The following is a 24,282-nucleotide window of genomic DNA, read 5'->3' as shown; positions in this document are numbered from 1 at the left end:
TTCCGGATATCGCCGCCGGGACTGCGCATGGGCCATCTACAATGGCCCGCATGATCCATTTCCTGCACACCGCCGACTGGCAGATCGGCCGACAATACGGCCAGTTTGAAACCGACGATGCCGCCATGCTGGCCGAGGCCCGCTTCGACGTCGTCGCCCGCATCGCTGCGCTGGCCGCGGAGCGCGGCGTGGACGCCGTGCTGGTGGCGGGCGATGTGTTCGACACGCAGGGCGTGTCGGACCGCACGATACGCCGCCTGTTCGCGGCCATGGCCGCTTACACCGGCCCCTGGGTCATGATCGCCGGCAACCACGACGCCGCGCTGGCCGACAGCGTCTGGAGCCGGGCGATGCAGTTGGGCTGCATCCCTTCCAACGTGCATGTTCCGCTGCGCACCGGCGTGGTCGATCTGGCGGCGATCAATCTCGCCGTGCTGGCCGCGCCCCTGACGCAACGCCATACCTACGACGACGTGACCCAGGCCTTCGACGCGCTGGAAACCGAAGCCGGCCGCATCCGCGTGGGCCTGGCGCACGGCAGCGTGGCGGGCCGCCTGCCGGACACCATCGATGCCACCAATCCCATCGCCCCGGACCGCGCGGTTCGCGCGCGGCTGGACTATCTGGCGCTGGGCGACTGGCACGGCTGTCTGTCCATCGACGAGCGCACCTGGTACGCCGGCACGCCGGAGCAGGACCGCTTCCGCGGCAACGAACCGGGGTACGCGCTGCATGTGCGCATCGAGGCGCCGGGCGCCACGCCCGCCGTCGAGCGGCTGGCTACGGGCAAGTACCGCTGGTCGGCCTGGTCGGAAACGCTGAGCCTGCCCTCGGACGCGCAGGCGCTGGCCGCGCGCATGGCCGAGCTGCGCGCCGAGGATGTGCTGCGGCTGGACCTGCAAGGGCACGTCAACATGGAAACCTGGGAAGCGCTGCAACGCGCCGTGGACCAGGCCGCGGCGCAGGTGCGTGCGCTGCTGCCGGACCTGTCCGGCCTCATGCTGGAACCGGACGAAGCCGACCTGGCCGAACTGCGCGCCAGCGGCTACGTGGGCGAAGTTGCGGCGCAATTGCAGGCATTGCAGGCCGACCCGGAACAATCTGCGGTTGCGGGCGAGGCATTGCGGCTGCTGCTGCGGTTCCAGCGCGAAAGCGCCGCGCCGGGAGCCGCCAAATGAAGCTCTCGCGCATCTCCCTGGAAGAATTCCGCAAGTTCCGCCAGCCCATGGCGCTGGAGGGGCTGCAGGACGGCCTGAACCTGTTCGTGGGCCCGAACGAAGCCGGCAAGAGCACCGTGGCCGCGGCCATCCGTTCAGCCTTTCTTGAACGCTACAGCACCAGCAAGGTCGCTGACCTGGCGCCGCACGGCGAGTCCGGCGCGCGACCCAGCGTGGAACTGGAATTCACGCATGCCGGACACAGCTATGTGCTGAAGAAGCAATTCCTGTCGCGCGCCCGCTGCGAACTGTTGATCGATGGCGGCGCGCAACGGCTGGACGGCGAAGAGGCCGAGAACGCGCTGGCCGCATTGCTGGGCTTTGAACTGCCGGGACGCGGCCAGAGCAAGCCGGACCTGGCGGGCATACCGGGCCTGTTGTGGATCCAGCAGGGCGACGGCCAGAATCTGCAGGAAGCGGCCGGCCATGCGGGCGCGCATCTGCGTGAGGCCTTGACGCAGCTGTCCGGCGAGCTGGCTTCGGGCGATGGCGACCGCCTGTACGAGCGCGTGGCCGCCGAACGCGGCGCGCTGCTGGACGCACGCAATGGCCGCCCCAAGGGCGTCTACAAGGAAGCCGAAGATGCGCTGACGCGCGCCGCGGCCGAACGCGACGAGTGCGCGCAGGCCATGGCGCAGCTGAACGCCGACGTGGACCGCCTGGCCGAATTGCGCCGCGACCACGAGCGCGCCCAGGCCGGCGAGCCCTGGAAGGACTTCGAAGCCAAGGCGGCCGAGGCGCGTGCGCGCCTGGCGGCCCTGGCCAAGGAGCGCGAAGCCTTCGAAGGGCTGCGCCGCGAACAGGCGCAAGCCGCGCAAACGCTGGCGCTGTTGCAGGACCAGGTCCGGCGCGACCAGCAGGACGAGGCCGAACTCCAGTCGCTGGCCAGCGAGGCTCGCGCCGCGCGCGCCCGGGTCGAGGCCGCGCGCGAACCGCTGGCGCGCGCCCAACAGCAGCGCCAGGCGCATGCGGCCGCGGTGGACGCGGCGCGCCAGCGCGTTACTTCGGTGCAGGCCGTGGCCGACCGGCGCGACCTGGAGCATCAACTGCTCCAGTTGGGCGTGGAGATCGAACGCCTGGACGGCGCATTGAAGGAAGTCACCGCATTGATCGAGCAGGGCTCCGCGCTCAAGGCCGAGACCATGCGGATCGAAATCGCCGACGCCGACATCGAAGCCCTGCGCAAGAGCGAACGCGAACTGGCCAACCTGCAATTGCAGCAGCAGGCCAGCGCCACGCGCCTGTCCTATCAGCTGGAAGCGGGCGGCCGGGCGCTGCTGGACGGCCGGATGCTGAGCGGCGCGGACGAGGTCCTGCTGACGGCGGCCGCCGAACTGGAGCTGCCGGGCGTGGGGCGCTTGCGCATCGAGCCGGGCGGCAAGGACTTGCCCGCGCTCAAGCGCGAAATCGACGCGGCTCGGGCGGCCAGCGCGGCCTTGCTGCAGCGCCTGGACGTCGAGAGCCTGGCGCAGGCCGAGCAACGCTACGCCCGCCATGGCGCCTTGCTGCGCGAGCTGGACGGCATGCGCAAGACGCTGGGCATCCATGCGCCCAAGGGCGTGGACGTTCTGCGTGGCCAGCGCGACGACGCGTTGGCGCGTCGCGTGCAGTTGCAGGAACGTTTGGACAAGCTGCCAGCTGCGCCGCAGGCGGACGGCGGCGACGATCTGCCCGGGGCGCTCCAGGCCCTGCGCGAGGCCGAGGCGGTTTCGGCGCAGGCCGAGACCGCGCTGGCCGCCGCACAGCGCACCATGGACACCGACGGCGCGCGCGCCCAATTGCTGGAAAACCAGACGGCGGCGCGCAGCGCCGAGCTCCAATCGCCCGAGCGCGCGACGCAGCGGCAGGCCCGCGCAGGCAGGCTCGCCGAGGTCCGCAGCAGCCACGACGAACTGGAGCGCCGCGTGCGCGAGGCGCAGGCGGCATTGGCTGGCCACCGTCCCGAGCTGGTCGAACAGGATGTGCAGCGCTACGAGAAGTCCGCCGCGATCGAGCGCGAGGCGCAGCACAAGCGCCACGGCGAAATCCTGCAGTTGCAAGGCAAGCTGGACCAGGCGGGCGCCCAAGGGCTGGGCGAACGCCTGTCTGAAGCAGAGGCCGCCTGCGAACGCCTGGAACGGCGGCGCGACGACTTCGCCCGCCGCGCCGCTGCGCTGGAACTCCTGCAAAAGCTGCTGGCAGACAAGCGCGCGGCGGCGACGCAACGCCTGCAAGCGCCGCTGGCGCGCCGGCTGAACCACTACCTGGCGCTGCTGTTTCCGGAAGCCGACCTGCGACTGGACGATGCCTTGCTGCCTGCCGCGCTGCGCCGCGCGGGCGGCGAGGACCAGCTGTCCGCGCTCAGCTTCGGCACGCGCGAACAACTGGGCATCCTGGCCCGCTTCGCCTATGCCGATCTGCTGCGCGAAGCAGGGCGGCCGACGCTGCTGCTGCTCGACGACGCGCTGGTCCACACGGACGACGCGCGGCGCGACTTCATGAAGCGCGCGCTGTTCGACGCGGCCACGCGGCATCAGATCCTCATGTTCACCTGCCATGGCGAAGCGTGGCGCGACATGGGCGTGGAGCAGCGGCGCATCGCTTGACCGCGCCGCGCGCAGCCGGTAGGCTACGCCCCATGCCTGACCACACGCTCCTCGCCGATTCCGCATCCGCTGCCCGCGCAGCGGATACGCGTGCGCGTGTGCTGTCCCGACGCTCCGCAGTTTCCCCCGGTTTTTCTCCTGTCGTGTCCACGGTGGTATCGCCGCCGGTCGCGCCGCCTTGCGACGTGGTCTCGGGTGCTTACCCGCCTAGCGCGGTCGTCGTCGGCTGACGCCGTCCGCAACGCGACTCCAGCCTTTTTTCAAAAAGCTTCGTCAGACGTCCTGATGCATATTGCATCCGTCTAGCGCATGCTTATGCCCGCTTGCGCGGGCGGGGCTGGAGCCTGTTCATACCCCGACAGGTAGAAACCTCATGTCTTTCGATAGATCTGCGTGGACCTCCTATGGCTCCACTTCCTTGTTCGTGCTGCTGTGGAGCGGCGGCGCGATTTTCGCCAAGTGGGGGCTGTCCCACGCCTCCGCCTTCGGCTTCCTGCTGTTGCGCTTCATCCTGGCGCTGGCCGCACTGATGCTGTTGTGCGCGTGGCGGCGGCGTTGGCTGCCAGAGCCTGGCACGCGTCTGACGGTCGCGGCCACTGGCCTGCTGCTCATCGGCGGCTACTCCATCTGCTATCTGCTGGCGCTGGACCACGGCATCACGCCGGGCGTGCTGGCCACGCTGCTGGGTGCGCAGCCCATTCTGACGTTGGCGGTGATGGAAAGGCGTTACTCATTGCCGCGCGTGGCGGGCCTCGGCCTTGCCTTGTGCGGGCTGGTGATGGTGGTCTACCAGAGCATAGGCATGGCGCGCTTTTCCGCGGCCGGCATGGCCTACGCGCTGGCCGCGCTGCTTTGCATGACCAGCGGCGCGATGCTGCAGAAACGCGTGCGCCAGGCGCCCATGGACGTCATGCCGTTGCAGTACTTCGTCAGTCTGGCGTTGTGCCTGCTGTTCGTGCCATTCCAACCGATCCGCGTGGAGTGGGTGATCGGTTTCATCCTGCCGCTGATCTGGATGGGCCTGGTGATCTCGGTGGGCGCGACCCTGCTGTTCTACCGCATGATCCAGGCTGGCAACCTGGTCAATGTCACCAGCCTGTTCTATCTGGTGCCGGCCGGCACGGCAGCCCTGGATTACCTCATCCTGGGCAACCGGTTGTCGGCGTTGAGTCTGGGCGGGATGGCGGCGATCCTGCTGGGCCTGATGCTGGTGTTGCGCAGTCCGGCGCCAGCGGCGAAAGCGGTGCAGACCTGACCGTTGCCAGTTGAGGCATGACCCCGCGAGCGGATTTGAGTGCGCCCGCGGGGCAACTCATTGGGTCGCGGGTTTTCCCCAGGTATCGAAGAAAAATACCAAGTAGTATGTTCTCATCCAGCTTATTAAATACTCATTAGTATGTTGCTGGAGACAACGATGTCCGTGATCTGGAATCCCCCGCTCGACCCGCAGGCAAGCGCCTGGCGCGACAAGGCCGCCGACCTGACCGCGCGGGCGTTCGCGCCGGCGGCCGCCGCCATAGACCGGGAACAACGCTATCCCGTGGAGCACCTGGCGCCGTTGCGGGAAAGCGGGATCTCGGGACTCTTCTTTCCGGCCGAGTACGGTGGCGCGGGCGCATCGCTGACCTCGCTGGTGGCGGTGGTGGAAACCGTGGCCCAGGGCTGCGCCTCCACGGCCGCCATCCTGGCGGCGCTGTCGCTGGGCGCGTTTCCGGTCATCCTGGGAGGTACCGCCGAACAGAAGATGGTGCTGCTGGGCGGCCTGGCGCGCGACGGCCACGCGGTCAACTTCGCCCTGAGCGAGCGCGGCGCCGGTTCGGATGCGGCGGCCCTGTTGACCACGGCCGTGCCCGAGGGCGACGGATGGCGCATCCGGGGCGAAAAATGCTGGCTGGGCAACGGCGGGCATTCGCGCCATTTCATCGTGTTCGCCCGCACGGGCGAGCCGGGGGCGCGCAACAACATCAGCGCATTCGTGGTCGACCGCGACGCAAGCGGCGTGGTGGTAGACCACTACGAAGACAAGATGGGCATACGCGGCACCACCACCACGAACCTGAAACTGGACACCTGGGTCGGCGCTGAAAGCGTGGTCGGGACGCTGGGAGAAGGGCTGAAGCTCGCCTTGGCGACTTTGAGCATCGGCCGCGTGGTGGTGGCGGCCCAGGCCAACGGTATCGCCTTGTGCAGCTATGCCGAGGCGCGAGACTTCGCGGTGCAGCGCCAGACCTTCGGGCGCAGCATCATCGACCACCAGGGCGTGGGCTTCAAGCTGGCCGACGCCGCCACCGCGCTGTCGTCCTCGCGGATGATGACCTACGAAGCCGCGCGCGCCTACGACGCCGGGCAGGACATCGGCACGCTGGGCGCGATGGCCAAGCTGCTGGCCAGCGAAACCTCGCACAGCGTGGTGGACGACGCGATGCAGATTCTCGCCGGACGCGGCTATGTGAAGCCCAGCGCGGTGGAACGCTGCTACCGGGACCAGCGCATCACCGAAATCTACGAAGGCACCTCCGAAATCCAGCGCGTGGTCCTGGCCCGCGCCATCAAGAAAAGCGCAGGCGCTGCGGCGCAGCGCGGGGAGTTCGCATGAAAGCCAAGACTGCCATTCCTTATGACGAGATGCCCCTGCGGCAAGTGGAGCTGCTGGACGCGGCCGCGCATGCCTTCACCGAAATGGGATTCGCGGCGACCACGATCGATTCGGTCGCCGACCTGATCGGCGTCACGAAAGGCAGCGTCTATTACTACTACCGCAGCAAGACCGACCTGTTCTTCGCCGTGCACCGGCGCGCCATGCAGTTGAACCTGGACACGGTGACGCCGCTGGCGGAGGACGAGGCCGCGTCGCCGCCTCAGCGGCTCTGGAACATGGCCCACGCCCACACGCATCTGATGATGGCGCACCTGCCGTACCAGCGCGTCACCGTGCAGGGCGTCGAACTGCACCTGGCCGGACGCACCACGGCGAACCAGCGTGCCGAGCTGGAAGAACTGGTGCGGCAGCGCGACCGCTACGAGTCGCTGTTCCGCAGCGTGGTCGAGGCGGGCATGGCGACCGGAGACTTCCGGCGCGGTCCGCCGGCCTTGCAGGTCAAGCCGCTATTGGGCGCCTTGAACTGGACCACCATGTGGTATCGCCCCAGGGCCGGCGAATCCGAAGCGGATCGCGAAGCCATCGCGCGCGACATCGCGGATTTCGCTGTCGCGTCCATGCAATCCCTGCTGCCCGGTTCCGTGGCGGTTCCCACTGGAGTGAATGGCCATGCATGACATGCAATCCGAGGAACGCGGCTGGCGCGCGGTTTCCGAGTGGTATCACGCATTCTTCACCGGCATCGTCCTGTCGGCCGTGACGCGCCGCGGCACGGCGCGCGCGGCCGAACTGGTCTACGAAATCTTCTGCCGCCAGCGCAACGAGCGCTTCCTGCCGGGCCTGAAGAAGCTGGGCATCGCGCATCTGCCGCCCGCGGTGGCGGCGGCGCAGTACCACTACCTGTCCAACCATATCGGCGGCGTGGCGGTGCAGTACATGTACGAGTCCGACCGCAAGGCCTGGATACGCTATTCCGCACCGCGCTGGATCTGGTCGGGCACCGCGCTGTGCGCGATACCGTCGGAGGTGTCGCGCGCCATGCTGGCGGGCTGGCATGCGCAGAACGGCGTGTCGCTTAACAATCCGCGGCTGGGTTTCGTATGCACCAAGCAGGCTGTCGACGGCCAGTCTGGGCTGGAGGGCTACTACTACGAGTACGACCGCGACCTGCAGCCGCATGAACGCCTGCGCTTCAGCCGCAATGAGGACGCGCCCGATTTCGACGCCGCTGCCGCACCGACGCTGCCCACCGTGGATTGGCCCGCGACGCGCCTGGCCAAGGCCAGCCGCAACTACGCCATGGAGTACGTGCGCAGCGCCTTGCCCGTAGCGGTGAACCTGTGGGGGCCGGAGGACGCGACCGCGCTGCTGCACCTGACGGGAAGAATGATAGGCATGCAGTTCTATCACGAGACGGCGCGGGCGCTGGGCGTGGGGCAGGATACTTCCGCGCTGCAGTTCGGGCGCTTCATGGTGGCGCTGGCGCAAGCACAGGGCGACACGTGCGAGTTGAGCGAAACGGCGGAAGGCGTGCGTGTGACGCAACACGGCTGGAACCTGATGGACGCTGTGGCCGATGCGCACCCCTGCGTGGCGCAAGCCTGGAACGGCCTGCTGGAAGGCGCGCTGGATGCGCACAATCACCGGCTTGCGCTGCGCATGAACACGCAGGCGGGCGCGCAGGGCAGGGAATTCAGCTGGCTGATCGCCCGCACTTCGGCCTGAGCCTGAAATCGAAGGAGACAGACTATGCATAGCAGCGATACCGGCGGCGCGCTCGCCGGCCTGCGCGTCATCGACGCGTCGCGCGTCCTGGCAGGGCCATTCTGCGGCCAGATGCTGGGCGACCATGGCGCCGACGTAATCAAGATCGAATCGCCGGAAGGCGACGAATGCCGCGGTTTCGGTCCCCCCTTCGTGGACGGCAGTTCGGCCTATTTCCGCGCCGTGAACCGCAACAAGCGCAGCATGGTGCTGGACCTGAACAGCGAAGCCGGCCGCGAGACGTTCTGGCAATTGCTGGAAACGGCCGACGTGCTGATCGAGAACTTCAAGGCCAGCACGCTGCGCGCTTGGGGCGTGGCCGAACCGTCCGCCATCACCGAGCGCTTTCCGCGACTGGTCCATTGCCGCATCACGGGCTTCGGCGACGATGGCCCGCTGGGCGAATTGCCCGGCTACGACGCCGCGGTGCAATCCATGGCCGGCCTGCTCAGCATCAACGGCGAGGCGGGTGGCGAACCCTTGAGGCTGGGCGTGCCGGTGGTTGACCTCACCACCGGCATGAACGCCGCGATCGCCGTGCTGCTGGCCCTGCAGGCCCGGCACCGCACGGGGCGCGGCCAGATGGCGGACGTGTGCCTCTACGATTCCGCCGTATCGGTGGCGCATCCGTTCCTGGCCAATTACCTGGCGTCGGGCAATACGCCGCGCCCCAGCGGCAACGGGCATCCCAACATCGTGCCCTACAACGTTTACCAGACCCGGACCTGCCCCTTGTTCATCGCGGTCGCCAACGATCGCCTCTTCACCAAGCTGTGCACGCAGCTGGGCATTGCCGACATGGCGCAGGACGAACGCTACAAGTCCAACGGGCAAAGAGTGGTCAACCGCGAAGCCGTGGATGCGGCGCTGGCCCAGGCGTTCGCGCAGGTCGATGGCGAGGCGTTCGGCAAGCAGTTGCTGGCGCAGAACGTGCCGGCCGCGCCGATCCTGGACATGGCATCGGTGGCCGCAGCCGCCCATACCGAGCATCGCCAGATGGTGGTCCGGCGCGACGACTACCACGGCCCGGGCATACCGATAAAACTGTCCGGCACGCCGGCGGCCATACGCCGGGGCCCGCCGCGCTTGGGCGAAATGAACGCCGCAACACCGCCGTCAGAGCGGTAAGGCGAACCAGGCAGTACCCATAAAACCAGGAGACTAGACCATGAAAACGATTCGATTCGCGCTGTTGGCATGCGCGCTGCTGAACCTGTCCGCGCAAGGCGCGGCGCAGGCCGAGACCTATCCGGGCGACAAGCCCATCAAGATCGTCGCGGCTTTTTCGCCAGGAAGCGCGACCGACACCAGCGCCCGCATCATCGCGGAAGAACTGCGTAAGGACCTGAACGCCAACGTGATCGTCGAGAACAAGCCCGGCGCCCAAGGCCTGATAGGCACCGAGTATGCGGTGCGTTCGCCGGGCGACGGCTACACGCTAACGATCTCCAGCAGTTCGCTGAACTCCATCAATCCGGGGCTGTTCAAGAAGCTTCCCTACGATGCGCAGAAGGACTTCAGCCACGTGTCGCGCCTGACCACCATGCCCATGCTGCTGCTGGTGCGCGCGGACGGTCCGTACAAGGACTTGGCCACGTTCGTGAAGAAGGCGGCCTCGGGTTCCTTGAACTACGGCTACGGCTCGCCGGGCGGGCAGGTCGGCGCGGCGGCGTTCAACCGCATTGCCGGCGTGCGCGCGGAAGGCGTGCCGTACAAGAGCCAGCCCCCGGCGTTGACGGACCTGGCAGGCGGGCAGGTCGATTACGTGATGGCGGACCTGTCGGTCGCCACGCCGCTGCTGCGCGGCGGCAAGCTGCGGGCGCTTGCCATCAGCACCGAGCGCCGCTTGCCGGACCTGCCGGATGTGCCAACCTTTGCCGAAACGGAATATAAGGATTTCGACCTGGTGGTATGGGTAGGCCTGGCCGGTCCCGCCGGCATCCCCCAGCCTATCCTGGAGCGCTTGAACAAGACGGTGAACGACGCGCTGGCGCGTCCCGAGGTGCAGCAGAAGTTCGCCGCCCTGGGCATGACGGCCGCGCCGAACACGCAGGCGCAACAGCAGGCTTTCGTGGAGGCGCAACTGGGCACCTGGGGCCGCCGCATGCAGGAAGCGAACATCAAGCCGGAGTAGGCGGCTTTGCGCCCCGGCTGCGCCGGGGCTGCGGTTATGCGTAGGCGGCGCTGTCCTGGCCGTCCCAGTGCCCGCTGACCAATTGCTCGGGCCGGCTCTGCGCCACCACCCGCGCGCAGGCGGCCCAGGCGTCCAGGCGGACGCTCAGGCCGGCGTAGATGCCGTGGCCCGCGCCGGCCTCGATCACGCCTTCGGCCTGCACGCCTTCGCCTGCCCGGATTGCGCCTTCGGCGCGGATGTCCTCGCCGGCGATCAGGCCCCAGCCGGAAGCGAGGTGCTCGCCGCACTGGATGGAGCCCCCGGCCTGGATGCCGCAGGCGGCGTCGATTTCCTTTTCGGCGCGCACGTCGCCGCCGGCCTTGATGCCCTGGCCGCATTTGATGGCGCCTTGCGTCTGGATGTCCTGCCCGGCATGCAGGTGGCCGGTCACGGCCAGGTCCTGGCCGGCGCAGATGTCCCACTTGGCGCGCACATTGCCGCCGCAGTCCAGGCGCGTGGCGGTTTCGATGCCCCAATCGGCGCTGATGTCTCCGCCCGCGCGCAGGTTGCCGCCGCTGGCGAGGTTGGCGTTGGCGGTGATGTTCTCGCCCGCCTGGATGGTTTCGCCGGCGCGGATGCCGCCGCCCGTGACGATGCTGCGCCCGGCGCGCACCACGCTGTCCACATTGATGCCCATGCGCACTTCCAGCGTGCCGGCGAACACGATGGCATTGGCGTCGACCGAATCCAGCCGCAGCACCGCGTCGGTGGGGCCGAACTGGTCCAGCAGCCAGCAGGCGTCGCTGACGCGGCCGTCAGCGACCAAGGCGTCAAGCACGGCCTGGTAGTCTCCCTGGCCGTTGTGGTCGCGGATGAACCATTTGTAGCCGCCCGCGCAGGGGTTCTTGGCTTTGACGAAGTTCTTGGTGAGTTGCATGGCGCTTGAATAGGTCGGTGCGTGGCCTGGCCGCAAGCCTGCGTTGGCGTTGCGGATCGAGGGACGAGACGCGGATCCCGGCCACGCGGCAGGGCGTCCGCCGGCCGGCAGCAAGGCTGCCGGATGCGCGAATGTGCGCAGGCAGCCGGCGGCGGGCCGGTGCAGGAATCAGAAAGAGGAAAAGCGGGCGATTAGCCGGGCTTGGAGCGCGCGTAGGCGGAGCGCGCGGCGACTTCCTGCGAGCTCAACAGGGTCGAGCGCAGGGCGCAAAGCGCGCAGGCGGCGCAGGGAGGGGGAGAAAGATGGGATCGCACGGTCGCACATGCTACCACCGGGGCGATTGCAGTCAAGCGCAGCCCTTGGAACGTTGGGGGCGCAAGGCGGGCGCGAAAAAAAACCGGCCTGGGAAACAGGCCGGCCTTGGGGCGGCGCCGGACTGGGCCGGCGCGCTGTCCGCTGACGATCAGTTGGTCGACTGGATGTTGCGTTCCTTGGCGATGCGTTGGCGCAGTTCCAGCTCGCGCTTGATCTGGGCGGCGTATTCGGCGGGCGTGTTGCCGTCCACCAGCGAGCCGCCGTCGGCCAGGCGCTGCACGATCTTCGGATCCTTGAGCGCCTTGACGGTGGCGTCATGGATGCGGTCGACCACCGCCTGCGGCGTGCCGGCGGGAGCTACCAGGCCGTACCAGGCCATGTTGTCCATTTCCGGCAGGCCGCCTTCGGAGAAGGTCGGCACGTCCGGCAGCGCGGGCAGGCGCTTGGGCGCGGCCACGGCCAGGGCGCGCAGCTTGCCGGCCTGGATGTGGGGCATGGACGAGGGCAGGTTGTCGAACTGGGCGTTGACCTGGCCGGCGATCACGTCATTGAGGGCCGGACCCGAACCGCGGTAGGGCACGTGCACCATGTCGGTCTTGGTCAGCGACTTGAAGAGCTCGCCGTCCAGGTGGCCGATGCCGCCCGCGCCCGAGGACGCGTAGGCGTACTTGCCGGGGTTGGCCTTCAGCAGGGCAATGAACTCGGCCAGGGTCTTGGCCGGCACGGCCGGGTTCACCGTCAGCACGTTGGGAACGTTCACCATATTGGTGATGGGGACGAAGTCCTTCAACGGGTTGTACGGGTTCTTGGGGTTGGTGGCCGGGTTGGTGGCCATGGTGCTGACGGTGGCCACGCCCAGGGTGTAGCCGTCGGGCGTGGACCGCGCCACGGCATCGGCGCCGATCGAGCCGCCGCCGCCGCCTCGGTTCTCGACCACCACGGCCTGGCCGAGCTCGCGGGTCAGGCCTTCGGCGACGATGCGCGCGACGATGTCGGTGGTGCCGCCCGCGGCGAACGGGACGATCAGGCGGATGGGTTTGTTGGGGTAGGGGTCGGCTGCCTGCGCGGCGGTGGTGAGGCAGAGGCCGGCGATGGCGGCGGCCAGGACGGCCTTGGCTTGGGACAGCATGGTCAAGAGTCTTCTCCAGATTATTTGAATTTCCGACCCGGCCGGCTTCTTGGGCCGGCGTCGGTGAAGCCTGCCGCGCCCGGATGCTGGCGCGGTGGATGCTTCGTGGGCGCCATTCCACACAGTAAATATCCGTCGGTCAACCCGGATAGACCCTGGCTTGTCCAGGGTTATTTTTTTACGGCGCCGTTGCCGGGAGAAGACGGCAATAGACGAAAAAATCCAATGCTGACAAAGACATGAACAGCTTCCGGAATATTTCAATTGCGCAAGGATTGCGCATCTATCTTGCTGTCATCCGCATCGTAAACACATAAATCTCTGCATAACTTACAAGAATCTGATATTTTTCGTATGAGATTCTTGGCCGGTCTTGCAAGAAAGCTATTGCGTTTGTTTCTGTCTGCGCCGTTCAATGGCGTTGGTTGATGCCCCCCGCGGGGCAACGTGTAGTGCAGCGACGCACCGGGCCAGGGTTCCGTCCGTTTTTCAATCCCCGGTCTGTTCGTCTTTCGCTGCCTTGCGCTGGCGGGAGGGGGCCCGGACACTCTCGGAACGCCATGTCGCTGATCCTGATCCTCGCTCTGCCGTTTGCCGGCAGCCTGTGCGCCGCGCTTCTGCCATCCAACGCCCGCAATGCCGAGGCCTGGCTGGCGGGCCTCATCGCACTGGTCTGTGTGGTGCTGGTCATCAGCCTCTATCCCGAGGTCGCCAACGGCGGCGTGGTCCGCTTCGACATGCCCTGGGCGCCCGCCCTGGGCCTGCAGTTCACCCTGCGCATGGACGGCTACGCCTGGCTGTTCGCGCTGATCGTCGCCGGCATGGGGGCGCTGGTGGTGCTGTATGCGCGCTACTACATGTCGCCGGAAGATCCGGTGCCGCGCTTTTTCTCCTTCTTCCAGGCCTTCATGGCCGCCATGCTGGGCGTGGTGCTGTCGGGCAACCTGATCCAGCTGGTCATGTTCTGGGAAATGACCAGCCTGGCGTCCTTCATGCTGATCGCCTACTGGCATCACCGCCTGGACGCCCGCCGGGGCGCGCGCATGGCGCTGACGGTCACGGGCGGCGGCGGGCTGTGCCTCTTGGCCGGCGTCCTCATCCTGGGCCATATCGTCGGCAGCTATGACCTGGACCGCGTGCTGGCCGCGGGCGATCTGGTGCGGGCCGACCCCTGGTATCCGGCCGTCCTGATCCTGGTGGCGCTGGGCGCGCTGACCAAGAGCGCGCAGTTCCCGTTCCATTTCTGGCTGCCCAACGCCATGGCGGCGCCCACGCCGGTATCCGCCTACCTGCATTCGGCGACCATGGTGAAGGCCGGGGTGTTCCTGCTGGCGCGCTTCTGGCCGGTGCTGTCGGGCACCGACGAATGGTTCTGGATCATCGGCGGGGCGGGGCTGATCACGCTGGTGCTGGGCGCGTACGCCGCCATCTTCCAGCAGGACATGAAAGGGGTGCTGGCGTACTCCACCATCAGCCACCTGGGGCTGATCACGCTGCTGCTGGGCCTGAACAGCACGCTGGCGCTGGTGGCCGCCATCTTCCACATGATCAACCACGCCACTTTCAAGGCCTCGCTGTTCATGGCGGCGGGCATCGTGGACCACGAGACCGGCACGCGCGACCTGAGCCGTTTGTCCGGCCTGTACAAGGCCATGCCGATCACCGCCACGCTGGCCATGGTGGCGGCTGCGTCGATGGCGGGGGTGCCGCTGCTCAACGGCTTCCTGTCCAAGGAAATGTTCTTCGCCGAGACCACCTTCGTCAGCGGCGACCGCATCACCGAGATCGGCCTGCCCCTGGTGGCCACCATTGCGGGCGCGTTCAGCGTGGCCTATTCGCTGCGCTTCATCCTGCAGGTGTTCTTCGGCCCCCCGGCCACCGACCTGCCGCGCGCGCCGCACGAGCCGCCGCGCTGGATGCTGTTCCCCAGCGCGCTGCTGGTGGCGATCTGCCTGCTGGTGGGCGTGGTGCCGGGCCTGACGGTCGGCCCGTTCCTGGCGACCGCGGCCCAGAGCATCCTGGGTCAGGACATGCCGGAGTACAGCCTGGCCGTCTGGCACGGCTTGAACCTGCCTTTGGTCATGAGCCTGGTTGCGACCACGGCCGGCATTCTGCTTTATCTCGCCCTGCGCGCCCATCAGCGCGCCAATCCGGGCCGGGTGCCGTTCATCTACCGCCTGGACGGCCGCCGCAGCTTCGAGGCGCTGCTGGACGGCTCCAGCGTGGCCGCGGCCTGGCTGCTGCGCTGGCTGGCGTCCTCGCGCCTGCAGGTGCAGATGCTGCTGATCGTGCTGGGTACGCTGTTCGTGGCCTGGCTGCCGCTGCGCGCGGGCGGCTGGCTGGATGGCTCGGGCCGCATGACGCCGATCGATCCGGCCTTCGCGCTGCTGTGGCTGGTGGGCGCGGGCTGCGCGCTGGCCGCCGCCTTCCAGGCCAAGTACCACCGCCTGGCGTCGCTGGCGCTGGCGGGCGGCGCCGGCCTGATCACCTGCCTGACCTTCGTCTGGTTCTCGGCGCCCGACCTGGCGCTGACCCAGCTGTCGGTCGAGGTCGTGACCCTGGTGCTGTTGCTGCTGGGCCTGCGCTGGCTGCCGCGGCGCATTGCACAGGATGAAGACGAAAGCCTGAAGGCCACGCTGCGGGCTCGCGGGCGGCGTCTGCGCGACCTGTTGCTGGCAGGCGCCGCGGGCACCGGCATGGCCGCACTGGCCTATGCGGTGCTGGTGCGGCCGCAAGGCGACACCATCTCCTCGTATTTCGTCGACCGTGCGCTGCCCGATGGCGGCGGCACCAATGTGGTGAACGTGATCCTCGTGGACTTCCGCGGTTTCGATACCTTCGGCGAAATCACGGTGCTGGGCATCGTGGCGCTGACCGTCTACGCGCTGCTGCGCCGCTTCCGTCCGGCCGCCGAAAGCGCGGACCTGCCGCGCCAGCAGATCGACCAGGACGGCGGCGTGCCGGCCGCGCCGGACATCAAGTCTCTGGTGCCCACGGGTTCGATGATGGTGCCGACCGTGCTGGTGCGCCTCTTGCTGCCCACCGCCGCGCTGATTTCCGTGTACTTCCTGCTGCGCGGCCACAACGAGCCGGGCGGCGGTTTCGTGGGCGGATTGATCTTCGCCACCGCCGTCATCCTGCAATACATGGTCGGCGGCGTGTACTGGGTGGAGTCTCGCAGCCGCCTCAACCCGCAGAACTGGATCGGCATCGGCCTGTTGTTCGCCGGCACCGCGGCGGTGAGCGCGTGGCTCGCCTACAAGCCTTTCCTGGCGGCGCTGGCCTGGGATGTCGCGCTGCCGCTGATCGGCCACGTGCATCTGTCCAGCGTGCTGCTGTTCGACCTGGGCGTCTACATGCTGGTCGTGGGATCCACCGTGCTGGTGCTGGTGGCGCTGGCCCACCAATCGCTGCGCGCGCAACGCAAGGCTGCCGTCGAAATCCAGGCGGCGGCCGCACAAACAGGGGAAGCCTGATGGAATTGATATACGCCATCGCTATCGGTGTCTTGGCGGGCTCGGGCGTCTGGCTGCTGCTGCGGCCGCGGACCTTCCAGTTCATCATGGGCCTGTCGCTGGTTTCCTACGCGGTGAACCTGTTCATCTTCGGCATGGGCCGGCTGACCTCGGGCCGTCCGCCCGTGGTCGATCCGGCAATGGCCCATGATCCTTCCTGGTATGCGGATCCGCTGCCGCAGGCGCTGGTGCTCACGGCCATCGTGATCGGCTTTGCCACCACCGCGCTGTTCCTGGTTGTGCTGCTGGCCTCGCGTGGCCTCACGGGTACCGACCACGTTGATGGACGGGAGTCCCAATCTTGAATTTTTGGCTGCAACACCTGCCCGTATTGCCCATCGTCACGCCGCTGGCGGCTGGCGCAGCGATGCTCCTGCTGGCGGACACCCGCCGCTACACCCGTGGCGCCATTGCGCTGGTTTCGACGCTGGGCCAACTGGCCGCCGCCATCGCGCTGCTGGTGGTGGCGGGCGGCGGCGTGCCTGGCGTCTGGCCGGACGGGGTCGGAGTCTATCTGGTGGGCGACTGGCCCGCGCCCTTCGGCATCGTGCTGGTGGTCGACCGCCTGGCTGCGGTGATGCTGGCCCTGACCGCGGTGCTGGGGCTGGCGACGCTGGTCTATGCGCTGGCGCGCTGGGACCGCGCCGGAGTGCATTTCCATTCGCTGTTCCAGTTCCTGCTGATGGGCCTGAACGGCGCCTTCCTCACGGGCGACCTGTTCAATCTCTTCGTGTTCTTCGAGGTGCTGCTGGCGGCGTCCTATGGCCTGTTGCTGCACGGCTCGGGCGTGGCGCGCGTGAGCGCCGGCCTGCAGTACATTGCGGTCAACCTGGTGGCCTCGTTCCTGCTGCTGATCAGCATCGCGCTGATCTACGGCGTCACCGGCACGCTGAACATGGCGGACCTGGCGGTGCGCGCCGGCAACCTGGCGGGCGCGGACCGCATGCTGTTCGAGGCGGGCGCGGCCATCCTGGGCGTGGCCTTCCTGGTCAAGGCGGGCGCCTGGCCGCTGAACTTCTGGCTGGTCAAGGGCTACGGCTCGGCTGGCGCCCCGGTCGCGGCCATGTTTTCCATCATGACCAAGGTCGGCATCTACGCGCTGCTGCGCATCGGTTCCTTGCTGCTGCCCACCGGCGCGCCGGCGGCCTTCAGCCTGGATTGGATGTTCGCGGCGGGGTTGGCCACGCTGCTGTTCGGCGGCCTGGGCCTCCTGGCGACCCAGCAACTGGAAAAGATGGTGGGTTACTGCGTGATCGTGTCGGCCGGCACGCTGTTGACCGCACTGGGCATGCCCGGCGTGACGCTGACGGGACCGGCGCTGTTCTACCTGCTCAGCTCCGTGCTGACCACGGGCGCGTTCTTCCTGCTGGCTGAGTTGATCGAGCGCACCCGCAGCTTCGGCGCCAACGTGCTGGCGGTCACCCTGGACGCATTCGACCTGGACGACCCGGCCTCGGTCAACCGTTCCGACGACGTGGTGGGCGTGGCCATTCCCGCCGCCATGGCCTTCCTGGGCCTGGCCTTCATTTCCTGCGCCTTGCTGGTAACCGGCCTGCCGCCGCTGTCGGGCTTCGTCGCCAAGCTGTCGCTGCTGTCGGCGGCGGTGTCGGCCGCCAACGAATCGGCCGTGCCCATGGACGCCTGGATACTGGTGGCCGCGGTGTTGCTGTCGGGGCTGGCGGGCCTTATCGGCCTGGGCCGCACCGGCATCCGCGTGTTCTGGGCCAGCGATGACCGCAGCACGCCGCGCCTGCGCTTGATCGAAGCCGGGCCGGTGGCCGTGCTGTTGCTGCTGTGCGTGGGCCTGGCGGCCGGCGCCGGCCCCGTGTCGGCCTATCTGGACGACGCGGCACGGTCGCTGGACCAGCCCAAGTCCTATATCGACGCCGTCATGTCTGCGCAGACCGTGCGCGGCCTCAAGGGAGGAAGCTGATGCGCCGCCTCTACTTCCTGTTCCTGCCCGTCTACCTGTTCGTCCTGTGGCTGGTGCTCAACCAGAGCGCGTCCGCGGGCCAGATCGCGCTGGGCATCGCGCTGGCGCTCTGGTTCACCTGGGCGGCGTCGCGCCTGCGACCGCTGAGGGCCAAGCCGCGCCGCCTGTGGAAGGCGGTGCCGCTGTTCCTGCACGTGACCGCGGACATCATCAAATCCAATATCGCCGTGGCGCGGCTGATCCTGAATCCGCGCCGCAATGACTTTTCGCCCGGGTTCATCATGATCCCGCTGACCATGCGCGACCCGCACGGCCTGGCGATGCTGGCTTGCATCGTCACATACACGCCGGGCACCGTCTGGGTGGACCTGACCGACGACCACAGCCTGAAGCTGCACGTGCTGGACCTGCAGAACGAAGGCGACTGGATCAAGCTGGTGCAGGAACGCTACGAGCGCCCGCTGATGGAGATTTTCGAATGAATAACATACTTTATTGGGCGGCGTCCTTCGCCTTGCTCTGCTTCGCGCTGGGCATGGTCTTCGCCGCCATCCGGCTGCTGCGCGGTCCCACCGCGCAGGACCGCGTGCTGGCCCTGGACACGCTCTACATCAACGGCATGCTGACCATGCTGGTGTTCGGCATCCGCTCCGGCACTTCCGTGTATTTCGACATTGCGCTGCTGATCGCCTTGTTCGGCTTTGTCGGTTCCACCGCCATGGCGCGCTTCCTGCTGCGCGGCGAGGTGATCGAGCCATGATCGACGCCCAGATCCCGCTGTGGGCCGCCATACCCGCGAGCATCCTGCTGGTGCTCGGCGGCCTGCTTGCGCTGACCGGTTCGGCCGGCCTGCTGCGCTTCCGTACCTTTTATGCCCGCATCCATGCGCCCACCTTGGGCAACACCATGGGTTGCGGCTGCGTGCTCGCGGCGTCCATCCTGGTGTTTTCGGCACTGTCCTCGCGGCCTGTGTTTCATGAAGTCATCATCACGCTGCTGCTGATCGTGTCTTCGCCCGTGACCGCCATGCTGCTCATGCGTGCGGCAACCTACCGTAATCGCCTGAGCAAGACCGACGCCGAGCGCGATGCAAGTTAAGGGGAAAGGCAGGGTTTGTTGCGTCGCGTCAATTGAAACGTAGTCTTACGATTTCACGTCGCTGGACATGTAGCCGAAGCGTCATCGTGGGATAGTGGGTAACGGTTCAATCAACTTCAAGGAGCTGACCATGACTACACGACCCATGCATACCAAACGCCTCGCGGCGACGCTTTGTGCCGCTGGCCTGATGTTGGCCGCGGGAGCGGTCCACGCGGCTGATGCGACCGGCCGCGGCTCAGCTCAGTCCCAGTACCAGCAGGACGTCGCGGCATGCAAGAGCGGCGCCACCGGCCAGGACCAGGCCGCCTGCATGCGCGAAGCCGGCGCGGCGCGCCAGGAAAGCGGCCGCAACAACCTCAAGGACGGCAACAACGATCAACTGCACCAGAACATGCTGGACCGCTGCAACCGCCTGCCGGCCGCCTCGCGCCAGGACTGCGTCACGCAGATGACCTCGCCGACCAATGTGCGTGGCAGCGTGCAGGGCGGGGGCGTGCTGCGTGAAACCGTGATCCAGGTGCCGGCCGATACCGTGCCGCCCGCGACTAGCGCGCCGGGCATGGCGCCCGCGCCGGCGGCGGCGCCCATGACCGCGCCGGTGCGCCAGTAAGCGACAGTCGGGGCCGGGGCGGCAGGGCCGCCCGCCTTGGGCCTCCAGGGGCGCAGCCGCCGCCACATTCAGGCAAAATGGCGGCTGTCGCCCCTTTTTCACGCATATACATGTCCGACGTCATCGCCCTGATATTCGACTTCGACGACACGCTGGCCTCGGACAGCACGTCCGGCTTCCTGGAAAGCATGGGCGTGGACACGGCATCCTTCTGGAAGGATGAGGTCGATCCCTTGCTCTCGCAGCAGGATTGGGATCCCGTGCCCGCCTATCTGTACCAGATGATCCAGCTGTCGCAATCGGGCAAGCACGGCCTCATCACGCAGCAGCGCCTGAAGGACTGGGGCGCCCGGCTGGAATTGCACGACGGCGTGCCCACGCTGTTCCAGCGGCTGCGCGCCGCCGTGCGGGCCGAACAGCCGCAGGTGCAGCTGGAGTTCTACCTGATTTCCAGCGGCATCGGCGACGTGGTCAGGTCTACGCCCATCGCGCATGAGTTCACCGAGATCTGGGCGTCCGAATTCATCTACGGCGCGGACGGCGGCATCGCGTTTCCGCGACGCATCGTCAGCTTTACCGACAAGACCCGCTACCTGTTCCACATCCAGAAGGGCATCATCGGCCGCGACTTCCGCAACAAGCCTTTCGAGGTCAACCGCAAGGTGCCCGAGGACCGCTTGCGCGTGCCGTTCGACCAGATGGTGTTCGTCGGCGACGGCTACACCGACATCCCGTGCTTTTCGCTGATCCGCCGCGCCGGCGGCTTCGCCTTCGGTGTCTGGGACCCCAAGCATCGCGACAAGCGCAGCCGGGCCTGGGGCTTCATCGAAGAGGGCCGGGTATCGAACCTGAACCAGGCCCGCTACGACGAGCACGCCGAGCTCTACCAATGGCTGGAAGAGGCCGTGACCAGCCTGGCCGGCCGCATCGCGCTGAAGTCCCGGGTGTACCGTGGTTGAAGCAGTCCCGATGGCGGCGGTCCCGGCCTGGACCGCGCAGGATGCCAGCTTCATGGAACTGGCGCTGGAACAGGCGCAAGCAGCCTACGACATCGGCGAGGTGCCGGTAGGCGCGCTGGTGGTGTCGGCCCAGGGCGACATCCTGGGGCGCGGCTACAACCGCACCATCATCGACCACGACCCCACCGCCCACGCCGAGATCGTCGCCTTGCGCGGCGCCGCGCGCGCGCTGGAAAATTACCGGCTGCCGGGCATCACCGTATACGTCACGCTGGAGCCCTGCGTCATGTGCATCGGCGCCATGCTGCATGCGCGGCTCGCGCGCGTCGTGTTCGGCGCCTACGATCCCAAGACCGGCGCCTGCGGCAGCGTGCTGGACGTGGGCTCGGTCCCCAAACTCAATCATCACACCTCAGTCACCGGCGGCGTGCTGGCGGAACCTTGCGGCGAGCTGCTGCGCCGGTTCTTCCGCGAACGCCGCAGCAAGGAATCCGCAGCATGAGCAAATCCCAAGGCGCCAAGGCGCGCGGCGCGAAAGCCGCCGCCGCCCACGACCATGACCACAACCACGATCATGGCCACGCAGGCCACGAATGTGATGAAGACTGCGGGCATGACCACAGCCACGCTCACGTGCTGCCCGACGCCCGCGGCATCTACCTGATCTCGCCGTCGTCTGCCGTGCGCGATCCGGCCGCCGTCGAACTGGCGCGCGAACGGCTGCAGCAGCAGGGTTTCAAGACCGCCGTGGACCGCACTGCGTACGCGCAGCACCAGCGCTTTGCCGGCACCGACGCGCAGCGCCTGGCCAGCCTGACGCGCGCCGCCAAGCAGAAGCTGCCCATCGTCATGGTGACGCGCGGTGGTTACGGCATGGGCCGGCTGCTGCCCGCCATCGACTGGAAGGCCATGGCCGACAGCGGCAAGCGATTCGTGGGCATGAGCGACTTCACTGCCTTCAACCTGGGCCTGCTGGCACAGACCGGCGCGGTCAGCTATACCGGCGCCTCGGCCGTCTATGACTTCGGCGGCAAGAAGGTCGATGACCTGACCGAAGCGCTGTTCGGCGAGATCATGCGCGGCGAACTGGAAATCCTCAGCTTCGAAACCCGGGACGCCGATGCGGTGGACTGCCGCGGCATCCTGTGGGGCGGCAACCTGGCCATGCTGACGTCCTTGCTGGGCACGCCCTACATGCCCAAGGTGCGGGGCGGCATCCTGTTCCTGGAAGACGTGGCCGAGCATCCCTACCGCATCGAACGCATGCTGATCCAGCTGGCGCAGGCCGGCATCCTGGGCAAGCAAAAGGCCATCGTGCTGGGCCGCTTCTCGGACTACAAGCTGGCGCCGCACGACAACGGCTACGACCTGCACGAAGTCGTGGCCTGGCTGCGCAAGACGGTCAAGGTGCCGGTGGTGACGGGGCTGCCGTACGGCCATGTCGCCACCAAGGCGACGCTGCCGATCGGGCAGAAGGTAGGCCTGGCCACCGAGAAAGGCATGGCGCACCTGGTGCTGGACGAACACACGCACTAAAAAAGGAAAGGGGCGCTGAGCGCCCCTTTCTCATTGCTACTTGAACAGCCTGTCGACCAGCGATTGCGCCTTCTGCTCGCTGCGTCGCTTGGCCTCGGCCTGCTCGGCGGGCGACTGTGCCGCCTTGCTGCACTCCCCGGCATAGCTCGCGAAGCGCGACGCGCATTCCTGCGCCAGCTTGCGCGCCTGATCCCAGCCCTGGGTCTGACCATAGAAGCGGATGGCTTCAGGCCATGCCAGCGCCGAACCACGGAAGTACTCGAAGCCCTGGCCCATGATCTTGGAGGCCGGCCCGGACTGGCCCGCGCCCAGCAGATTATTGGCGCGCAGCACGTACACCTGCCACGCGCGGTCGGGCTCGGACGCGAGGTTGCGGTCCAGCAAGGCGGACCCGCGCGCGCCGGACTCCGCCTGCGCCATGCTCAAGGTCAGCAAGGGCAGGGCGTGCGCGGCGCTGGGCCCCGAAGCGGCCTGGGCCGCGAGCTTGCGGGCGCGCGGATAGTCCTGAGCTTGCAGCGCCTGCTGCGCCTCGGCTGCGGTCTTGTAGTTCTTCAGCAGCGCGGCCGTGCGGCGTTGCGCGCGGGCCTTGTTCCAGGGCGCGGTCGCCGCCGCAGGTCGCGGCTTGCCCGCCATCAGGGGCATGACTTGTTCGGTCAGCGCGGCCAGGCGCGCGCCGGTGTCGGGATGGCTGACGGTCAGCTTGTTCCAGATGTCTTCCAGGCCGGTGCGCAAACCTTCGCTGGCGCCGGCCACGCCGGAATTCAACGAGGCCTGCATTTCGGTCAGGGGTGCGATGCTGTTGCCCTTGGCCGCCTCCCGCTTGCGGGTGTTGTCGGCCGCCGCCTGTTTGATCTGCTCGAGCATGCGCTGGCGCGCTTCGGCCTGTACCTGGGCGTTCTCGGCTTCCCAGGTGGCCTGGCGTTCCAGGAACGCCTTGAAGCCTTGCGTATACGAGTAGCCCAGTTCCAGGCTGACAGTGGCGCCGAAACGGTCGGCGTTTTCTTCCTGCTGCCGGCCCCAGGCCGGCACCAGCATGTTCTTGCCCAGCGTATACGAGGCGATCACGCTGTCCACGGGGCTCCAACCGGTGGCGCTGCCGGCCTTGCGGGCCAGCGCCACGCCCACGGCCGCCAACGATGCGACCTGGTCGCCCGCGGCATTGACCGATTCCATCTGGTGGTAGTCGAGGTAGACGTGGCCGAACTCATGGGACAGGATGGCGACGATCTCGTCCTCGGATTCCGCCGAGGCCAGCCAGCCCATGGACAGGTAGATGTTGCCCGCGCCGGTGCTGTAGGCTTCCAGCGCCGATGAGGAGGTCACGTGAACCGCGCCAGGCCAGCCCGGCACGCCCGCGGCGTTCTTGATCCGGGCAAGCAGGCCGTTCAGATAGGTTTCCATCTCCGGCATGGCGACCAGGCCCATGCCCTGGGCGCGCTGGTTGCGCGCGTCCAGGTTGGCGTCGGGCCATTGCCGGTCGGCGGGAGGCGGAGGCAATTGGCCGGCCGTGACCGAAAAACCCTTGCCTCCGGGAAGGGTGGAGCAGGCGCTCAGCAGCAGCGCGCCGGATACGGCGGCCATGCGCAGGATGTGGGCGGATCGCATGGGCGGCTCAGCGGCAGACGTTCTCGCCCGCGCCTGCGGTCGAGCCGGTGGGCGGCGGCACGCCCTTGATCACAGGCCCGCATTGCGCGGCGGAACCTCGCGCGATGCGCACGTGCATGCTGTCCACCCAATAGTCCTTGCCGTCGACCTTGACGTGGTAGAACTCATTGGCCTCTTCGAGCACGGGCCAGGGCATGCCCTGGCCATCGGACTTGGCCGCGGGCGCGCCGCCGTCCGACTTGGCATACAGCGGCACGGGCTTGATGTTCAGGCCGACGATGGCGTCCGCCGCCGAGGCGCTCGCGCCAGCCAGCGCAAGAGCGGCCGCGGCCAGCGCGGTAATCAGGGAGGAGGGCTTGGGCAT

The 24,282-nt window shown here is 67.7% G+C and carries 22 protein-coding genes; 18 read left to right on the top strand and 4 right to left on the bottom strand.

Going from position 1 to position 24,282, the window contains the following annotated elements; translation table 11 throughout:
- Window positions 1-50: 50 nt before the first annotated feature.
- From HV766_RS09605 to HV766_RS09570, 8 genes are all read left to right on the top strand, one after another.
- Complete coding sequence (locus HV766_RS09605; RefSeq protein WP_119449677.1) at window positions 51-1,178, top strand: metallophosphoesterase family protein; 1,128 nt, start codon at window positions 51-53, stop codon at window positions 1,176-1,178.
- Entirely contained in the window at window positions 1,175-3,802 is a 2,628-nt protein-coding gene (locus HV766_RS09600; RefSeq protein ID WP_175181033.1) for an AAA family ATPase, read from the top strand. Before HV766_RS09605 ends, HV766_RS09600 begins: the two co-directional genes overlap by 4 nt.
- A 373-nt stretch (window positions 3,803-4,175) precedes the next feature.
- Complete coding sequence (locus tag HV766_RS09595; protein ID WP_119449646.1) at window positions 4,176-5,057, top strand: DMT family transporter; 882 nt, start codon at window positions 4,176-4,178, stop codon at window positions 5,055-5,057.
- Between the two features lie 159 nt (window positions 5,058-5,216).
- Entirely contained in the window at window positions 5,217-6,398 is a 1,182-nt protein-coding gene (locus HV766_RS09590) for an acyl-CoA dehydrogenase family protein (protein ID WP_175181032.1), read from the top strand.
- The gene (locus tag HV766_RS09585) at window positions 6,395-7,078 is read left to right on the top strand and encodes a TetR/AcrR family transcriptional regulator (protein WP_119449648.1); all 684 of its coding nucleotides are present in this window, start codon (window positions 6,395-6,397) and stop codon (window positions 7,076-7,078) included. The genes HV766_RS09590 and HV766_RS09585 overlap by 4 nt, the downstream gene beginning before the upstream one ends.
- Window positions 7,071-8,126, top strand: a complete 1,056-nt coding sequence (locus HV766_RS09580; protein WP_415823312.1) for a hypothetical protein — start codon at window positions 7,071-7,073, stop codon at window positions 8,124-8,126. The genes HV766_RS09585 and HV766_RS09580 overlap by 8 nt, the downstream gene beginning before the upstream one ends.
- Window positions 8,127-8,150: 24 nt before the next feature.
- Window positions 8,151-9,293, top strand: coding sequence for a CaiB/BaiF CoA transferase family protein (locus HV766_RS09575; RefSeq protein ID WP_125472313.1), 1,143 nt, complete (start codon window positions 8,151-8,153; stop codon window positions 9,291-9,293).
- Between the two features lie 40 nt (window positions 9,294-9,333).
- The gene (locus HV766_RS09570) at window positions 9,334-10,299 is read left to right on the top strand and encodes a Bug family tripartite tricarboxylate transporter substrate binding protein (protein WP_175181030.1); all 966 of its coding nucleotides are present in this window, start codon (window positions 9,334-9,336) and stop codon (window positions 10,297-10,299) included.
- 34 nt (window positions 10,300-10,333) lie between these two features.
- Here the strand turns inward: HV766_RS09570 and HV766_RS09565 are convergent, their stop codons facing one another.
- Together HV766_RS09565 and HV766_RS09560 are read right to left on the bottom strand one after the other, a co-directional pair.
- Window positions 10,334-11,215: a hypothetical protein gene (locus HV766_RS09565; protein WP_175181029.1), complete on the bottom strand. Its 882-nt coding sequence runs from the start codon at window positions 11,213-11,215 to the stop codon at window positions 10,334-10,336.
- A 463-nt stretch (window positions 11,216-11,678) separates the two neighbouring features.
- Window positions 11,679-12,659, bottom strand: coding sequence for a Bug family tripartite tricarboxylate transporter substrate binding protein (locus HV766_RS09560; RefSeq protein ID WP_175163865.1), 981 nt, complete (start codon window positions 12,657-12,659; stop codon window positions 11,679-11,681).
- A gap of 560 nt (window positions 12,660-13,219) precedes the next feature.
- Here HV766_RS09560 and HV766_RS09555 point away from each other — a divergent pair.
- The 10 genes from HV766_RS09555 to HV766_RS09510 all read left to right on the top strand — a co-directional run bounded on the left by HV766_RS09555 (window position 13,220) and on the right by HV766_RS09510 (window position 22,313).
- Window positions 13,220-16,135 (top strand): monovalent cation/H+ antiporter subunit A, encoded by a 2,916-nt coding sequence (locus HV766_RS09555; RefSeq protein ID WP_175181028.1) that lies wholly within the window; start codon window positions 13,220-13,222, stop codon window positions 16,133-16,135.
- Window positions 16,135-16,479: a Na+/H+ antiporter subunit C gene (locus HV766_RS09550; protein ID WP_054453926.1), complete on the top strand. Its 345-nt coding sequence runs from the start codon at window positions 16,135-16,137 to the stop codon at window positions 16,477-16,479. Before HV766_RS09555 ends, HV766_RS09550 begins: the two co-directional genes overlap by 1 nt.
- Complete coding sequence (locus HV766_RS09545) at window positions 16,476-18,107, top strand: monovalent cation/H+ antiporter subunit D (protein WP_175181027.1); 1,632 nt, start codon at window positions 16,476-16,478, stop codon at window positions 18,105-18,107. Before HV766_RS09550 ends, HV766_RS09545 begins: the two co-directional genes overlap by 4 nt.
- Window positions 18,107-18,589, top strand: a complete 483-nt coding sequence (locus HV766_RS09540; protein WP_054453929.1) for a Na+/H+ antiporter subunit E — start codon at window positions 18,107-18,109, stop codon at window positions 18,587-18,589. The genes HV766_RS09545 and HV766_RS09540 overlap by 1 nt, the downstream gene beginning before the upstream one ends.
- Complete coding sequence (locus HV766_RS09535) at window positions 18,586-18,867, top strand: K+/H+ antiporter subunit F (protein WP_013394078.1); 282 nt, start codon at window positions 18,586-18,588, stop codon at window positions 18,865-18,867. Before HV766_RS09540 ends, HV766_RS09535 begins: the two co-directional genes overlap by 4 nt.
- Window positions 18,864-19,205: a monovalent cation/H(+) antiporter subunit G gene (gene mnhG / locus HV766_RS09530; RefSeq protein ID WP_054453932.1), complete on the top strand. Its 342-nt coding sequence runs from the start codon at window positions 18,864-18,866 to the stop codon at window positions 19,203-19,205. The genes HV766_RS09535 and mnhG overlap by 4 nt, the downstream gene beginning before the upstream one ends.
- 130 nt (window positions 19,206-19,335) lie before the next feature.
- The gene (locus tag HV766_RS09525; protein WP_254593302.1) at window positions 19,336-19,818 is read left to right on the top strand and encodes a hypothetical protein; all 483 of its coding nucleotides are present in this window, start codon (window positions 19,336-19,338) and stop codon (window positions 19,816-19,818) included.
- Between the two features lie 110 nt (window positions 19,819-19,928).
- A complete protein-coding gene (locus HV766_RS09520; protein WP_059380070.1) occupies window positions 19,929-20,777 on the top strand; it encodes an HAD family hydrolase in 849 nt (282 codons plus the stop codon).
- Between the two features lie 10 nt (window positions 20,778-20,787).
- On the top strand, window positions 20,788-21,279 hold the full coding sequence (tadA, locus tag HV766_RS09515) for a tRNA adenosine(34) deaminase TadA (RefSeq protein WP_054453937.1): 492 nt from the start codon (window positions 20,788-20,790) through the stop codon (window positions 21,277-21,279).
- On the top strand, window positions 21,276-22,313 hold the full coding sequence (locus HV766_RS09510; protein ID WP_175181026.1) for an LD-carboxypeptidase: 1,038 nt from the start codon (window positions 21,276-21,278) through the stop codon (window positions 22,311-22,313). Before tadA ends, HV766_RS09510 begins: the two co-directional genes overlap by 4 nt.
- Before the next feature lie 36 nt (window positions 22,314-22,349).
- Here HV766_RS09510 and HV766_RS09505 read toward each other — a convergent pair whose 3' ends face one another.
- Together HV766_RS09505 and HV766_RS09500 are read right to left on the bottom strand one after the other, a co-directional pair.
- Window positions 22,350-23,918, bottom strand: a complete 1,569-nt coding sequence (locus tag HV766_RS09505) for a M48 family metalloprotease (RefSeq protein WP_175181025.1) — start codon at window positions 23,916-23,918, stop codon at window positions 22,350-22,352.
- 7 nt (window positions 23,919-23,925) lie between these two features.
- Complete coding sequence (locus tag HV766_RS09500) at window positions 23,926-24,282, bottom strand: hypothetical protein (RefSeq protein ID WP_054453943.1); 357 nt, start codon at window positions 24,280-24,282, stop codon at window positions 23,926-23,928.

Origin of the sequence: Achromobacter aegrifaciens (genome assembly GCF_902859735.1) — a bacterium.
Classification (GTDB): Bacteria; Pseudomonadota; Gammaproteobacteria; order Burkholderiales; family Burkholderiaceae_B; genus Achromobacter; species Achromobacter aegrifaciens.
Note: the sequence above shows the minus strand (reverse complement) of the source record. Positions and strands in the feature narration are given on the sequence as shown.